The sequence below is a fragment of the Candidatus Eremiobacteraceae bacterium genome, from assembly GCA_036511855.1.
Classification (GTDB): Bacteria; Vulcanimicrobiota; Vulcanimicrobiia; order Eremiobacterales; family Eremiobacteraceae; genus JABCYQ01.
The window spans coordinates 1-15,812 of record DATCBN010000101.1; the positions used below are offsets into that span (position 1 = coordinate 1).

14 protein-coding genes are annotated in these 15,812 nt (G+C 61.1%); 7 read left to right on the forward strand and 7 right to left on the reverse strand.

The window, feature by feature from the left end; translation table 11 throughout:
- The coding region (locus VII69_13380) for a DUF5916 domain-containing protein (GenBank protein HEY5096102.1) at positions 1-1,930 on the reverse strand (1,930 nt) is incomplete at its 3' end.
- Between the two features lie 127 nt (positions 1,931-2,057).
- On the opposite strand from VII69_13380, the gene VII69_13385 reads away from it, so the two are divergent.
- A complete protein-coding gene (locus VII69_13385; GenBank protein HEY5096103.1) occupies positions 2,058-2,549 on the forward strand; it encodes a GreA/GreB family elongation factor in 492 nt (163 codons plus the stop codon).
- A gap of 193 nt (positions 2,550-2,742) precedes the next feature.
- Positions 2,743-4,188 carry a hypothetical protein gene (locus VII69_13390; GenBank protein HEY5096104.1) on the forward strand — a complete coding sequence of 482 codons (1,446 nt, stop codon included), beginning with the start codon at positions 2,743-2,745 and terminating at the stop codon, positions 4,186-4,188.
- Here VII69_13390 and VII69_13395 read toward each other — a convergent pair.
- Positions 4,185-4,910 carry a rhomboid family intramembrane serine protease gene (locus tag VII69_13395; protein ID HEY5096105.1) on the reverse strand — a complete coding sequence of 242 codons (726 nt, stop codon included), beginning with the start codon at positions 4,908-4,910 and terminating at the stop codon, positions 4,185-4,187. The two genes, VII69_13390 and VII69_13395, sit on opposite strands and share 4 nt — an antisense overlap.
- A 157-nt stretch (positions 4,911-5,067) precedes the next feature.
- Between VII69_13395 and VII69_13400 the strand changes: the two genes are divergently transcribed.
- The 4 genes from VII69_13400 to VII69_13415 all read left to right on the forward strand — a co-directional run bounded on the left by VII69_13400 (position 5,068) and on the right by VII69_13415 (position 9,644).
- Positions 5,068-5,433: a hypothetical protein gene (locus VII69_13400; protein HEY5096106.1), complete on the forward strand. Its 366-nt coding sequence runs from the start codon at positions 5,068-5,070 to the stop codon at positions 5,431-5,433.
- 75 nt (positions 5,434-5,508) lie between these two features.
- On the forward strand, positions 5,509-6,531 hold the full coding sequence (locus VII69_13405) for an alpha/beta fold hydrolase (GenBank protein ID HEY5096107.1): 1,023 nt from the start codon (positions 5,509-5,511) through the stop codon (positions 6,529-6,531).
- 53 nt (positions 6,532-6,584) lie between these two features.
- Positions 6,585-7,262: a hypothetical protein gene (locus VII69_13410; protein HEY5096108.1), complete on the forward strand. Its 678-nt coding sequence runs from the start codon at positions 6,585-6,587 to the stop codon at positions 7,260-7,262.
- Positions 7,263-7,355: 93 nt separating this feature from the next.
- The gene (locus VII69_13415) at positions 7,356-9,644 is read left to right on the forward strand and encodes a hypothetical protein (GenBank protein ID HEY5096109.1); all 2,289 of its coding nucleotides are present in this window, start codon (positions 7,356-7,358) and stop codon (positions 9,642-9,644) included.
- On the opposite strand, the gene VII69_13420 is transcribed toward VII69_13415, so the two are convergent.
- The 5 genes from VII69_13420 to VII69_13440 all read right to left on the reverse strand — a co-directional run bounded on the left by VII69_13420 (position 9,588) and on the right by VII69_13440 (position 15,497).
- Positions 9,588-10,631 carry a hypothetical protein gene (locus VII69_13420; protein HEY5096110.1) on the reverse strand — a complete coding sequence of 348 codons (1,044 nt, stop codon included), beginning with the start codon at positions 10,629-10,631 and terminating at the stop codon, positions 9,588-9,590. The two genes, VII69_13415 and VII69_13420, sit on opposite strands and share 57 nt — an antisense overlap.
- A 59-nt stretch (positions 10,632-10,690) precedes the next feature.
- Positions 10,691-11,917: a glycosyltransferase family 4 protein gene (locus tag VII69_13425; GenBank protein ID HEY5096111.1), complete on the reverse strand. Its 1,227-nt coding sequence runs from the start codon at positions 11,915-11,917 to the stop codon at positions 10,691-10,693.
- 208 nt (positions 11,918-12,125) lie between these two features.
- Complete coding sequence (locus VII69_13430) at positions 12,126-14,636, reverse strand: amylo-alpha-1,6-glucosidase (protein HEY5096112.1); 2,511 nt, start codon at positions 14,634-14,636, stop codon at positions 12,126-12,128.
- A gap of 88 nt (positions 14,637-14,724) precedes the next feature.
- Positions 14,725-14,940, reverse strand: coding sequence for a hypothetical protein (locus tag VII69_13435; GenBank protein HEY5096113.1), 216 nt, complete (start codon positions 14,938-14,940; stop codon positions 14,725-14,727).
- Between the two features lie 179 nt (positions 14,941-15,119).
- On the reverse strand, positions 15,120-15,497 hold the full coding sequence (locus tag VII69_13440; protein ID HEY5096114.1) for a hypothetical protein: 378 nt from the start codon (positions 15,495-15,497) through the stop codon (positions 15,120-15,122).
- 67 nt (positions 15,498-15,564) lie between these two features.
- Here VII69_13440 and VII69_13445 point away from each other — a divergent pair.
- Positions 15,565-15,812 (forward strand): GntR family transcriptional regulator (locus tag VII69_13445; GenBank protein ID HEY5096115.1); only part of this gene is annotated, 248 nt, incomplete at its 3' end.

Genomic DNA, 15,812 nt, shown 5'->3' on the forward strand with positions numbered 1-15,812 from the left:
CGTTGAGAAACGAGAATCCGTCGGGCGGCCCCGAACCCATGATGCGCCGCATGCCGATCGAAAACGACGACTCCGGTCCAAGCTGGTAAGCGACGCTCGCGCGCTCGAGCCATTGATGGCTCAGCCGCGATGCATCGGAAGTCCAGCGTGTGTCATCGGCCTCGAGCGTGAACGTGCCGCGCGAGCCAATCGCGATCGTGTCGCTGCGCGCCCACGTCCGAAGATATCCGTTGCCGAAGCGCCCGATGTTGTAAGAGGCCGTTATCGGTGTCGACGTGTCGCCCCGGTACGCGAGCGCGACCCCGTTCTGATTGAAGTCGGCCGACGCGCCTTCGGGGTTCATCAGATAACTGTGGCCTGTGGTCGCAACGAGCCGGAAAAGCGTCCGCGTCTTGAGCTGCATGTAGAAGTTTGAATCGCCTTGATTCACGATGCCGTTTTGGTCGTGGTAGACGTCCCAAAAAGGATTGAGATTCAACAGCGTCACGCCGCTTTGGGGCGAGAAGTTCCACTGTTTGTACGTCGATAGATTATAACCGGCTATCCCGTTGTGCGCCGTAAAACCGTCAAACGGCGCGTATTGCGGACCGACTTTGAGGAGCCCCAAAAACACGCCGGAGAATTGCGAGTAGTCGTTCACGTCCAATTCCCGGTATTGCGCCTGCGACGAATCCCGGACGAAAGTTCCCGAGTCACCGCCGATGCTGCCGTCGATGTTGAAGTTGTGATAGTTGCCGACGATCGCGTTCGTGAAGCTCGAGATATCGCTGAAGCCCGGCATCGCGACGCCGACGCGCTGGTAGAATATCTGATCGTGTTTGTCCGGCGTTTGATAAGCGAGCGCTTGAGCCTGGTCTGTGCGCCCGGTGCCGATCGCGTCGAAGCCGGCGAAACTCACCGGCCCTTGGCGGCCCTCGGCGGCATACCCGGTGATCGGCGTTGGGATGCCGGGCGTGTAGAGCGGCGGGATGTCGATGCAGCCGTTGCAGTTCAAGTTGTTGAAGTAGTTCGAAAGTTGTGTGAAGAACGGCCGCAGTTCGGCGAACGAACGCTGGAATTCGGTCGGAGAGATCGACTGCTGATCGGCTTCGACGTTTGAGAAATCCGGATGCAGGGTCGCGACGAGCGACGCGGTGCGCGTGATCGGGATCGCGATATCGGCGCCGCTGCGGATGCCGTTTCCGCCGCCGTTGGCCGAGGCGACCGCTCCGAGCGAATAGAGTGCCACTCGCGATTTCGGCCACTCGCCTTGCACGACGCCCTCATGCATGCCGTTCAAGTATCCGGCATACACCACATCGTTCGTTCCTCCCATGTTCTTGTCGTACGCCCAACAGTACACTTCACCGGTGCGTTGGACGAGTCGGGAGAACTGAACGCGCCAAGTCTTGCGTTGTGCGCCGCGCAAGACGTTGAGCGGAATGCGCATCGTCACGACATATTGGCCAGGACTTACTTTGCCGACAGCCGTCCACGTGGGAGCATACGATGAGTTCTCAGTGGACGATTGGTAGCGAGTGCCGATAGGCGATGCGCCAAACCGGTATGCAAAGCCGCTTCCGCCATCGGGCCACAGCCGGACGGCCACTTCGTCGTCTGAATTCTCGCCGACGTCGTTTGTGTGCTGAGTGGCGACGATGTCGGATTGCTGCTTTGCCACGAATGCGACGTACAGATTCTTGTCATCGACCATGAAGTACGCATCTGTGTGCTGCTGCGCGGGGCGCTGGAATTGGATGTCGTGCTCGAGCGTCACGTGGGCGGCTTTCGCCCAAGCCGGATCGTTGAGCGTACCGTCAAGCGCCGGCGGCGTGGCCGGATCCGGCGCGTTTATCTGGTACGTGGGGCTGTCAGCGAGCGCGTTTGCGCTAGATGTCAGCGCAACAAATGCTGCAGTCGAAAGGGCGAGCACGGCGAAACGGCAATTCATCTCTTAAATCCTTAGTTGCAAGCGCCTAAAAAATCGGCACATCATGCCTCTGAATACTATGGAATTAGTTTTAAGGTTTCACCGTTCCTGCCGGGGAGCCAATCCATCTGGGCGAACGACTGTACTAATGAGTCGAGCATTTGTCAAGGAACGTGACGGCGATTCAGGAGACGACGAGCTTCCCGAAGCGCGCGTCACCGGGCCTAATTTCGTGACCCCGAACGGACTCGCCGATTTGCAGGCGAGATTGGCGGCGGCGCAGACCCAACTCGACGCGCTGCGCGCCGACGCGGGCAAGACCAGCGCAAAATCAACGCTCGCGCGAGCGCGCGCCGACGTGACGCGCTTGCAGCGTCGCATCGATGCCGCCGTGGTCGTACAGCCTGCGGCGATTTCGGATGGTGAAATCGCGCTGGGCGCGCGAGTGACGATCGAATATGCCGACGGCAAGCAGCAGGCGTTCACGATCGTCGGTGAGGACGAAGCGGACCCGGTCAACGGTCTCGTCTCGTGGAAATCGCCGCTGGGTGAAGCACTGCTCGGCAAGCGCGACGGAGACATCGCACGGTGGATCCGGCCGGCGGGAGATGTTGAGGTACGGATCGTCTCGGTTGCGTGAGTTCGCAAGCGCCGCGCAGCAGTCATATGATTTCACACATCGCGCTCGTCGCGCTGCAACCGGCGCTCGCTCGCCGCAAATCATATGTCGCTCCGCCCTAGGAACATCAAGTCGTCCGCGCCAAAGCCGGACATATGGGTGCGCCCGAGTTTCGGTCGCGGCTCAGTTCTACTTAGGTTCGCCGGATCGAGACATGAACGGTTCCCGAATTACCGCCAAACTATTCGTTGCGGCACTCGCCGTGCTTTGCGTCTCGAGCGGCTGCGCGCATTCGGCTGCGATTCCGCAATATTCGCAACGCGCGCCCGATAGGATTTCTTTGCATGCGATGACGGCGCTCGGACCGGCCAAGAGCGGCGGGTTGCTCACATGGATGAGCGTTCCGCCGCACAACTCGTGGGATGGGAACCCCGAGGTGGGGACGATGCTCGACTTCGGCGTCGTCGATCAGAGCGCAAACGCCGGACCGCAATCTCAACGGCTCGTGCAAATCGGCGTCAACGCTATCGAATACACAAATCCTAATCGCCAAGCTGCGTCCGGCGATCCGAACCCCGAGTACACGGACGATGAACAAACGTTCTCCCACGCGGCAGACATCGCCGTTCGAGGAAATTGTGTTCCGGAAAAACACGAGCGCCTCTACAGGCTGAACCAAGCGACGCGCTACTTTCAGATGCAGCCGGATAGCCTGCATCTCGCGCAACTCTGGGCGCTGGAGGTCTTTAATTTCACCGCACCTATTCGCCCGCCGAAGTGGCAGTGGGCTTTCGGCGGCCAACGAACGTACGTGTTTGAAGACGTCGCCGATAACGTTGACAGCCTGAACGGCATGCCATGCGGTTTTGCGAACGATGATCACTGGACCGCGCTCTCGATCCAGCTTTTGTCCAATGCGGGCGCCGATTATCTCGTCCAGTTCGGTCAAGACATGCCCGGCGTGATTTATAACGGTCTTGATCCGCGCATGTCGAGCAGTATCCGGCCGGCCATCGGCATGAATGCGAGTCCGAACGTCGTGGGCGGCGTCGCGGAGAACTGTTATGTGAGGGCGTCCGGTTCGTCGACCATCCCGGTTGTGGACAAATCGGCGGATCATGCACCGTGGTCGGCTCTTGAGAACACCGAGATTTCCATGGCGCAGGCCGGGAAACTCTTCATCTGTCTCGGCCAAGCTCCGGTGGGGCGCGACGCGTCACGTCTCACGCGCGAGCGCCTGTATCAAGTGGCATCATTCTTATTGACCGTGGATCTGAATACGAGCGTCTTTGGTGAGGCGTATCCGACCAAATCCGATTTCCAGGTCTTTCCCGAATCTCAAATCGTGCCGGCAAATCCGGTCGTTCCTCAGCCGGCTTCGATCAGCGGTCTTGTGATCGCCTCGAGCGGCGGGAGCGATCTCTACGGACGCGAGTACGGTTCATGTCCGGTCGACGGCGTGGTATTTCCCAAATGCTACATCGTCGTCAATCCGTCCGCATCGGCCATACCTTTCCACTGGCCCGCGAAATATGTTTCGACAATAAAGATATGGGGCTCCGATATCCTCGACACGCCGGCTTGGATCTCGACGTCGGGACCGCGGCCGGCCGCGGTCGTCGGAGCTGGAACGGCCGTGATCGCGCTGTCGAGGCGCTAGCTGTCGCGGGAGTAGTGATACGGCATGCGCCGCATCACGCCCGGCCGCGCGATGAATGCGACGAGCAGGCCGAAGAGAAAGCCGCCGACATGCGCGCCGTACGCGACGCCGCTGTCTTGCTGCCCACCTAAGCTCAGGAATTGCACGACGATCCACAATCCGATCATGATCGCCGCGGGAACCGTCGTCAGCCAATACCCCGCCAGGACGCGCACGCGATTGCCCGGGAACAGCACGAGATATGCGGCCAATACGCCGGCGATCGCGCCCGACGCGCCGAGATTCGGAATCACCGAAGCCGGATTCATCAGCACCATGACGAGATTCGCGACCAAACCGCATGCGACGTAGAACAGCAGGTAGCGGATGCTTCCGAACGCGCGCTCGATATTGTCGCCGAAGATGTACAGGAATAACATATTGCCGGCGATATGGAGAATGCTCGCGTGCATGAACAGGGCGGTGAAGAGCGTCAGATAGATCGGATTCGGTCCGCTTGCTTCCGGCACCGCATACGACGCGCCGTCGCTGCCGATGACGTATTGCGTCGTGATGAGATCTTGGCCGGTTGCTATCTCTCGCGGGATCATGCTGAAGCCGTCGGTGAACGACGGATGCAGCGATTGGAAGATGAACACCAAGATATTCAAGGCGATGATCGCAAGATTTACGACCGCGGGCCCGCCGAGCCCATCGTCATTCTCGTCGCCGAGCGGTATCATCGGACGACGATTCGAACTTGCGGACCCGCCGGCCCCCAGAGAAAAGCCCAATTAGAGCCTATTTCAGGCGACAAGCCGTTGGAACACGGCAGCGCTAAAATAACGGACCTTGGGGCGCGAACGTCGAAGACAGAAGTTCTGGAAAGGGACGTGACGCTTGATGAGTCCGGACGATTATATTCGCGAATTTTTCGCCACTATTAAGACCTATCTCGGCGAGGCTGAGATCAAGTCATCGGGGCGGCACGCAAAATACAAGAATTCATCCATCACCGCGAGTTGGACCGACGAACTGTGGAACGTGGAAATGCACGATGACGTGCTCGGCCCCATGAAGCGGCTTTACGACCCGTCCATCGCGCGGTCCGCCGAAACGGCGGCCGTTTCGTTCATCGACGCGATGCGCAAGGCAGCCGGCGAAGAGCCGCTCGAAATCGCGATTCGGCCAGGTCCTGGGCGCAGGCATCCGGGACGGCGTCCTGCGGCGGCCGCCGCGGCGCCCACCACCACGACCTCAACCTAGGCGGCGCTGCCGGACGGCACAACATTGTCATTCGAGAGCGAGCAACATCGATGAGCTGCGCTGAATCTTCTCGCCATGGCTAGTCTTTCGCTCGCAGTGCTGCTGCTGGCCGCCGCGCTGACGCCGTCATCCTTGAGTCTGGCTCAGCGAATGGATGCGGTGCACCGGGAACTTGTGACTCACTTCGGCCGCATTGTCGAGCTGTCGGGCGACGCGGTCACGATCGAGACGCGCATCGACGCGGACGCGCCGTCCATCGAGCAGGCGTTCAAGCCGAGTTGGCTCGACCAAGTCGAATTTCAACAGTACGGGAGCGAACTCGTCACGCTCGACGGGAGTCTCGTCGATCAACTTGCGACCGGAACGTTTCACTCGATCGCCGACGTCCGCGGCGCTGACGAGATATTTGTCCGCTCGCCGCACGATCACTCGCTCCAGCCCGCTGCGCTCTACGTTCCGACCACCTACGATCCCGCGAAGCCCGCGCCGCTCGTCTTGTTCTTGCACGGAAAGTTCTGGACCGAGATCGACTACATGGCCATGCCGTTCTTCCGGCAGTTGGCCGAGAGCACGGGCGCAGTGGTCGTGGCGCCATACGCGCGCGGTGACATCCAGTACGTCGACCCCGCCCCCGTCGACGTGTATGCCACGCTCGACGCCGTTGTCGCAGCGCTCAACATAGACCGTAAGCGCATATATCTCGCCGGCCATTCGATGGGCGGCTTCGGCGTGTTTGAAGTCGGGCCTCAGCAAGCGAAACGTTTTGCCGGCTTCTTATGCGCATCGGGCAGCATGACCGACGCAGACCGCGACGCGGTCCTACATTCATTCACCGACAAGCCGGTCTATGTCGTGTCGGGCACGCTGGACGACAACATCCCGAACTCTTACTCCGTGCTTACTGTCCGGTACTTGTATGACGCCGGCATTCCGGTCATGTACTATCCGCAGTTGGGCGCGGGTCATAGCATCAAAGTCATTTTCCCGGCATTCACAAAAGCATGGCACGACATGCTTGCGGGCACGCGTCCGACCGCGGGCATGCCGCTCCCGGCCGCATTGCCGCCGGGCGCTACGCTGCCCGCTAAACCGACTTAAAGTACGGCCGGACACCAGGCCACTTCGGCTGCGGCGCCAAAGCTGTCGGTCAGATGAAGGTCGACCCAACCGCTAGACCGCATAGCGTGCCCGCGCCGAGATCCGAATCTCGCTGGCCGGCGTCGTTAGCCGTCATCACCGCCCTCGCGTTGTACGTCACGCTGCCCGAGCACTTCGTGCTCGGACCCCGTTGGCTCGTGCCTGCGCTCGAGTTGGCGTTGCTCGTTCCGCTCTCGATCATCCAACCCCGGCGGACGTCCGATGAGAAAGCGTGGCGCAGGATCGCGGCCATCGCCCTTATTGCGATCATCAATTTCGCGAACGTCGCCTCACTGGTGCTGCTCGTGACTTTTCTCACCGGCTCCGGCGCGAAGGCAAGCGGCGTTCAACTGCTGTTTTCGTCGACCGAGATATGGTTGACCAATATCGTGGTGTTCGCGCTTTGGTATTGGGAACTGGATCGCGGCGGACCAAAGCATCGCTTGACGGCATCGACGCGCGCCGCGGATTTCCTGTTCCCGCAGATGGTGACGCCCGTCTGCGCATCGGCGGGATGGATGCCGCGCTTCGTCGACTATTTCTATGTCGCGTTCACGAATGCCACGGCTTTCAGCCCGACCGACACGCTCCCGCTCACGCCCGCGGCAAAGATGCTCATGGCCGTTCAATCGCTGACATCGCTGCTGACCGTCGCCTTGGTGGCCGCCCGGGCCGTCAACATCTTGTCGTAGCGGACTTCGAACGGCCGATAACCTTACCATACGGTTGTGGCTTCAACGCCGGCGACCATCCCCGGCGGCCGCCGGTATTCGACAGGTGAAAGAGTGCCCGCAAACGCGTATCGAGTTCCGCCCGAAAGATTGCTGACCGGCGCTAGCCTCGGCAACCTCGAGCTCTTCCTCAAACTCACTCCCGAAAGCGATGTCGCGGCGCTCTGGAGCGCCATCGATACGCAGATCTATTGCGGCCGCTGGCTCACGCAGATCTACGTCGCCGGCGAGCGCGCTTTGGCGGTCGAGACGATCCACGCACCCGCGTACCAAGCGACGTCGTACGCGAGCGGCGGACTCATCATCCGCAAGCGCGCGTTCTTGCCGTTCCGCGACTCGATGCTTCAAATAGCCCACATGACGGTGACGCTGGAAAATCCAACCGGAAAGACCATCGACGCCGCGATAATCTGCGACGTCCACTATCCGGCTTTTGTATGGCCGGGCGTGTACAAAGTTCCGGACATCGGCCAGCGCAACAAGCGCGTCGAGCACGTCGAACGCGGTGGCGCCGTCATCTCGTCGACGGTCGGCTTGGACACAGAAGTGCGCGTCTTCGGCGCCGATGTCATGCCCGCGTCCACCCATCTCAACGACCGCGGCCTGAATCAAGGGTATTCGGTGAGCGTGCCGGCTCACGACTCTCGCACCGTGGCCCTGAGGATGGCGATCAGCAATCTTGGCCGGGACGCCGCGCTTCGTGTGTTCGACGACGCGCCTTCTGCCGCGGACGCGCTCATCGAGACCGAGGCATCGTACGAACGCGTGCACCGGACCGGTTATATCCGCACGCCCGACGCCGCGATCAACCGCGCCATCGATTGGGCCAAGATCAATACCATCCGAGTGCAGCAGCACTATCCCTCCGGGTACGGCTTCACCAACGATCCGCCGCAGGATGTCGTCGTGGTCCGTGACGCTGCCTGGTACGTGATGGGATCGGACTATCTCACGCCCGATTTCTCGCGCGAAATGCTGGCGCTTGTCGAGCGCTATGGCGTCGAGCCCGGCGGGAAAATCACGGAATTCATCAATGCGTGCGTGGTGCCGCCGCGCAAGAGCGACTATGGCCTCAACATCAACGACGATACTCCCCTCATCGTATCGGCGGTCTACCATCACTTCGCGGTGACCCGCGATCGCGCGGCCCTCGACCTGCTGTGGCCGATGGCGCGCGATGCGGCGGATTGGATTCTCTCGCAACGGCGCGATGGGCTGGTCTATGCGACGTCGCAGGAAGCGAACGTCTGGGGCATCGCGGGTTGGCGCAACATCATCCCGCAGGGCCAGATCTCCGGCGCGGTCACCGAGATCAACTCCGAGTGCGTGTACGCGCTGCGGCTCGCGGCGCGGCTCGCGCGATACTTAGGTCAAGACGCGGAGGCCGATCGCTATTCCAAGGCAGGCGACGATCTGCGCGCGACGGTCAACACCCGATTGGTCAGCGAGAAAACGGGACTGTATCTGCTCAACATCGATCCCGACGGAACCCGTCACCATAGCGTCACCGGCGATCAGATCTTCCCGGTCATGTTCGGGGTGGCGGACGACGACCTCAAGCGCAAAATCCTCGACCGCCTGCATTCGCCCGAGTTCTGGACGCCGTACGGGGTTCGGACCGTGAGCAATCTAGAGGACGGCTACGACCCCGATCACGGCGTGCACTTGCTCGGGGGCGTGTGGCCGAACTTGACGGCTTGGGTCGGCTACAGCGGCAAGGGCTACTACTCGCGCCGGCTCGTCGCTGCCATGCGTAATATCTGGAAGATCAGCGAAGTTGAAAATCCGAAGGCGTACTACAACGTCGTGCCCGGAGAATTCCCCGAGCGACTGTCCGGCGAGACGTTCAAGAGCCGTGGAATGGCGATGAGCCCCTGGATGCCGCCGACCTATGTCTGGCTCGCGTACGAAGGCCTGCTCGGCTTTGAACCCTCGCTCACCGGACTGCACATAAACCCGCATATCCCGGACGATTGGTCGTGGGTGGGCGTTCGCGATGTTCCGGTGATGAACGGCAAGCTCTCGATGTTCTACCATCGCCGCAAGCTGCATGCGACGATGCCTGTCGGTTCGAAGAGCAAGACCGTGGTGTACGATGAGGATATGTCGCGCTACATCGAGTGCGATGCGCCGTTCTCAGTGGCGATGCGGGAGGGAGATTCCGCCGTCGTCTTCGTCGGGACCGACTCCGGCGGCACGTTCACCCTGCGCATCCGTCCGCCGCTCGTCGCCGATGAACAGGTCCACTCGATCTCGTTGCGCGACGGCGGCAGTAAGCTGCTCGACCTAGGCGCGGTCGGAAAGCGCGGCGCCGATCGCAAGATGGGCGTGCATGTACGATAGCGTGCTCTCGGCGCCCTGATTTTGGTTTACATGGCCGGCATGAAGGCCGTCGTAGCAGGCGCCGGTTTCTGGGATCGCTAGCGCGAGGCGCTCCGTGTTCCCGCCATGGAACCAGTCGAACGCGACTTGCGCGGAATCGCGATAGCTGACCTCACCCGTTAGGCGATATGCGGCCAACCACGCGTCCACCATCGCACAAGCTTCGATGGGCTGTTGATCGTAAAACGCGCGCGCGCCGCTGCGTAAGCGCCAGCCTTGATTGCCGATCGGCACGAAGACCGTGCCGCTTTGCGTGATGTCGGCGAGAAATTCCAGCGCGCGAATGCCCGTGGCGGCATACTCGCGATTCCCCGTAGCCGCGGCCGCCCGCAACATGGCTTCAGGCATGCGGCCGTTGCCCCACGTGAGATGATTTTCCCACCAGGGCCAATCGTGGGCCGACGCGCGGTTGTGGTGGTCGAGTAGGCCGTCGGCGGCGCCGATCAGCGCTCGCTCGACATCGCCCGCGAGGCGTGGATCGAGCGCATCGCCCATGGGAGGTAGAGCGGCGACTTCAGGGGCGAACGCGGCGGCCAACCCAAGAACGATATACGCTCGCGCGTGGGGCGACCGGATTTCCGGCACGAGCGGCAACGCGGCCGCAAGTGCGGTGCGAGCGATGGCGCGCCACTCCGGCATGGGCGCGCACCGCGCCGCGACACCACATGCCCATAGCGCACGGCCGAACGAATCTTCAGAGCCGACGTCATCGGTGAAACGGCCGTTGACGTCTGCGAAGTTGTGAAAGAAGCCGTCGGGGTGCTGCGCGATCGCGACGAAGTTCGCCGCCGCATCGCCCACGCTCTTAGCGTAGGGCTGCTCCGGATCGGCGCGCAATGCGTAGATGGCCACAAGCCACGCGCGGGCGTTGTCGTCGAGGCAGGTGCCGCTGGAAGGATCGGGCGATGAACCGCGACTGAACTGAAGCACACCCGCCGGGCGAAGCATTGCATGGAGGTGCTCGAAAGATGGATTCGCCGACACGCTCGGCATCACTGACAGCACGGTCAAGCGCCGAGATTCGACGACACTAGGTTCAATCCGGCCGTGAGCGACTGCGTGAATGCGTTCCGATAGCCGAGCGCGATCTTTGGCCACGTCATCCCGCGGCCGAACGCGTACGCGGCTGATTCCAACGACGATCGCAACGATGCGTCGCTCAGCACTGCGTCGATCGCTCTGCCGATCGCCTTGGGATCGCGGAACGGAACCGTGATGCCGCGGCCGTCGGCCAGCAATTCTTTGGCATACTGGAATTCGGTCGCGATGACCGCTCGTCCGCAGGCGACTGCGTATGACAGCGTGCCGCTCACCGCTTGGTGAGGATCGAGCGAAGGCGAGACGTAGAGGTCGGTCGCGAGCAAAGCTGATACGACTTCGTCGTCGGTCATGTAGCGATCGACGAAGCGGACGCGGCCGGCGACGCCGAGCTCAAGCGCCTTTTGCTGAAGCGACGCGCGATAGCGCTCGCCTTCGGCGCGCCTGACTTCAGGATGTGTTTCACCCCACAGCACGTAGGCGACGTTCGGATGCCGCTCGAGCACTTCGGGCAGCGCTTCGATGATGGATTCGATGCCCTTGCCGCGGCTGAGCAGACCGAAAGTGGAGACGACCGTGTCGTGCTCGAGGTTGAACCGCTGCTTGAAATAGGTGCCGTGATACGGCGCGACGTCGGGGACGCCATGCATGACCACGCAGATCGTGGCTGGGTCGACGCCGTATTGCGTGGAAAGTATTTGCTTGCTCGTCTCCGTGAGCACCATGACGCTGTCCGCGCGACGGCAGATATCGCGCGTCACGCGAAGCGTGGCCTCATCCGGGTTGGGCAGCGTGGTGTGCATCGTCAAAACGACGGGCCGATGCACCGCGCGCATGAAGTCGAGCAGATACGCGCCGCGCTCACCGCCGAAGAGACCGTACTCATGTTGGATGTTGACCACGTCTGCGCTGGACGCGTTAGCCAGGCGTGCAACATCGAGGTACGACTCGCGGATATCGCGCCTAATGGTGCCTACCACGCATTGCGGATAGGAATACTCGCTGTCGGGGTCGTTGATGGCGATGACTTCACTCGTCATGCCGGACAGGCGATCGTACGCTTCGCGAACGTCTTCCGCGAACGTGGCGATGCCGCATTGCCGCGGCGGGTATGAGCTTACGAACAGCGACCTGGGATGAGCAGCGCCACGCCCATTGATGCGGCCGATCGTCGTCGGCGTGTGTTCGTATAGCATACCCTCTCCAGTCGGTGAATCTCTCGTGATCGGCTTCCTATGTTATCTCCACTTTGTGCTTCCGCCTAACACAAATCCGGCGGTGCAAGTGCCGCGTTCCATTTCTGAAGCGTCCCGAAATAGGGGTGGGGGACTAAACATATTCGACGTCTGTAGTTGGGCGCCTGCGTTTGCGCCGAGGGTCAAAGATAATATTTGCCGGTTCGAATCACACTTTTCGCAACTCGATGAGACGGTACCCGAACATTTCGACGATTATCGCAAGCGACGCGAGTGAAGCGCCCGCTCTTGGCTCGAAATCTTCCCACGCTTCTCGTTCGCTGACGTAGATCTTCGATGTGTAGGTAGCAGCAGGGTCGAGAATCTTCGAGAGGTTAAGTGGGATCGTGGCGGTCTGATCGCTTACATTTCCGACGAGCACCACAAACTTGTCGTCGCCCTTGAACGCGATGACGGCTGCGGCTTCGGAGAACGCCGCAACGCGATCGGAAATGTCTTCGTCGAAGTGCTCGTAGCCGCTCTCGGTGTCTACAGAACCCGTCGCGCATATGTAAAACGTTCCGGCTTGCCGCGTCGCGAAGTACGAGATCTCCGCGCCATGGTACTGAAGCCGGCGCACGCCGACCCAGCGCCACGATCGCGGAACCAACGGATTTATTCTTGGCTCGGCGGTGGTCAGCATCAGACCGCAGACGCCTTCGATCGCGGCCCAGAGAAAACGCGGCGGCTCCCAAGGACTCAATCGCATCCCGCGATTGATGAGGCTCTCGCCGTCGAACCATTCGCTGAATTGACCTGGAATCGTGTTGTTCATCCGCGGATTGGCCGCGTAATGCTCGAACGACGAGCGGAGCGCTTTGACCATGTATTCGGGATGATGACGGGCAGCCGCAAACGCGTACCACCACGTGAGTCCGGGCCAGACGCCGCCGATGAGTCCGCTGTTCGCCGACGGATCGTACAGCGGGTCGTCGCGCGACGCCGTTCGCAAGCCGGCTTCGGTCCAAAAATCCGTCGAGTTCAGGCGGCTTATGATGCGGTACCCGGTATCGTCGTCGCACACGCGCAGCATCACGGGAAAGACTTGGTCGCCGGTGACATCGGTGTGGATGACTCCGTCTAAGTCGATGTTGAGATAGTAGAGACCGTTCTCGGGATTGCGAAGGTGGAGATCCATCGCTTTGCGCACGCGCTCGCCGGCCGCGAAGAGCGCCTCAGCTTCGGCGTTCGAGCGCCCGACGTTCTGCGCCATGTGACCGGCGGCGCGCAGCGCGGCGGAACACTCTGCGTTGATCTCCGTCACCGCGCCATTGATGCAGTAGTTCGGGATGACATTGCGCCATCCGGCTATCGCCCACACGTTGCCGCGCGGATCGTGAGCGGTGCACACGACGAGGTCCCGCTCGTCCATCTGCGAGATGATGAGGCGCGCCGCGCGGTCGATTGCGGGATACATCTTCTTGAGCCACTCGAGATCTCCGGTGGCACGGAAATGATGGTTGGTCGCAAGGATGAAGAGCGGTGTGTCGTCGTTGATATTCAGCCCGTAGTCGTTGACGCTGCCGTCGATCGCGTTGAAGTACTCCGCGAGTTTTCCGTCGGGGTACTGCAGCGACGCGAATTTATCCAACATCGCGCGCGAGAATTCGGGCATGAAGTGATCGCATCCATAAGCGAACCAAGCGACATCGCGCATCACGACATTTGACGATATTCCGGGCTCATTTGTGAACGCGTGACCTTGCGGATACGCCCCCATCACGCGGCGCATGTTCACTTTGCTCCATGCCGCCCCTCGATTGATGCTCTGGTCCGGCGTGACGACGCGCGCGCGGTCGAGCATATCTTCCATATAACTCGTCGTCGCCGCCAATGCGGCCTTCCAGTCGACAGCCTTCTTGTAAGCCGCTATGGCGGCTCGTTTTCCGTGCGCATAAACGCCGGCAATGGCGCAAAACGTGACAGGTTCGTCCGGCCGGACGCAGATGTCGAGCTGAATCGCTCCTAAGACGTTGCCGCGGGCAGACGTATCCGTGGCCACCGCGTGCACGTGGGAGCGGTCGCATACGCTTCCAAAATCGGTGGTCGTACCGATTCGTGTGGGCTCGACGTCCAGACCGAATATGCGTACGGCCTCGGGTTCCCGCTTGTCGTAGGCCACGAGAGCCCGCAAGCCGGGTTCGTACGCGGCGTCGATGTCATCGTCCTGATCTCCGCGAAGATGGGCGTAGCACATCACGCGCAAATCGTGCGGCACGGAGTCGGTGCATCGGACGTCGACCGAGATGTATGCGACCGGCGGGTCGTCCATGCGCGGACCGAGCGGCACGAACAGGGTCTCCGTCACCGCTATCGCGCCGCCGAGCGAGAATTGCCTGCGCTGATAAACCGGATGAATATCGACTTCAGCCGGTCCGTCACGATCGAGACCGATGTATCTGGTCTCCGCTGACGCGTGCGCCCGCATGTCGGGTTCGACGCGCATGGAGCTGCCGGTGCCGCCGTAGCGCAAGCTGATCGATCCGATGAGACTCTTGCCGCGTTCGAGACTGAAGATGCGCTCGATGGCGCCGGTGCACTTTGTATTCAGCCATATCGCGCTGTTGCCGAGGCTTGGGCCCATCTCGAGGTTGGTTTCGGCAAGCGCATACGACGGCATCGACCGTTGGCGCGGCGAAAAAGAGGCGGCGACTTCGGAACGCTGCTTATCTCTTATCATTTTATGAAAAAGATCGACGTCGGTCGGCTGAAAGGGCGGGCAACTTTCCGTGGCGACTGCGAGACGACCTTTGCAACGTGGGAGTCGTTTACTTCCCTAAGACAATCATGAAGATGACGACTGCGCACACGATGACGGCCGCGCCGATCGCGACGGTTGGGAAGAACTTTTGCGGAACGCGCCGCAGTCCGCTGACATTGAATCGCCGGCCGATTCCGATCTCCGACATTTCGCGCGACGCGACAAATGATGAAAGACTTCCGCTGCTTACATCGATGCTTTCTTCGGTCCGCTCTTCGGTCATCGCCGGTCACCTTCGCCGCAAATCGCCGCAATAGAATCGACGCAGTTCGCCAGTGCCCGCTCGCTCCCTTGCTTACCGGGCAAGCCGGCAGTTGCTAACAGTTAGTTATTATCCGGAAAAGCCTGCGGACAAGCAAAAATTATCCGCTCAGCCGGAACGAACCGATCTTTGAGTGACGGCTAACTGGCGAGTGTTCTCCGGGCGGGCGTGAGTCCGTTTATCCTGACGGCGAGCGCTTCGACTGCCTCGCGGCGATAACGGAAGAACTGGCGAAGCGACAATCCCATTTCGTTGGCCACTTCTTTGGCCGCAAGCCCCTCGACGTCGCACAGCCGGATGGCGTCGTAGAGCCTGCGGCCGGTCTGCGTGCGAAGATTGAATATCTGGTGCAAGGAAAGCACGACCGCTTCGACCGGATCGTCCACGTCGAGACTCTCGCACAGGGCGAGAGCGATGCCGCTCGTCGCGAGTTCGTGCGGCCGGCGCAGAAGACGCAAGACGTGGCGGACCTGTGCCTGGGTCGCACCGTGACGAGTGCCGGATTCGTGCCTTAGCATGGACATATATTAACGAAATAAGTGGTTATAGGAAAGTACCATTAATGTCTACAATGACCATACCACTATGTCGAAGCATACGGACAACCTCACCTTCGTCGATCTGCACCTTGATAGAAGTTCGGGCACGCCGCTTCACCGCCAGATGTACGCCCAAATACGGGACCTGATCGTCGAGGGGAGACTGACCGCCGGCCGTTCGTTGCCGTCATCCCGGGCGATCGCTTCGACGTTCGACGTATCGCGAAGCACGGTCGTCGTCGCGTTCGAGCAGCTCGCTATGGAAGGCTACGTCAGCGGACGGGTCGGCGATGC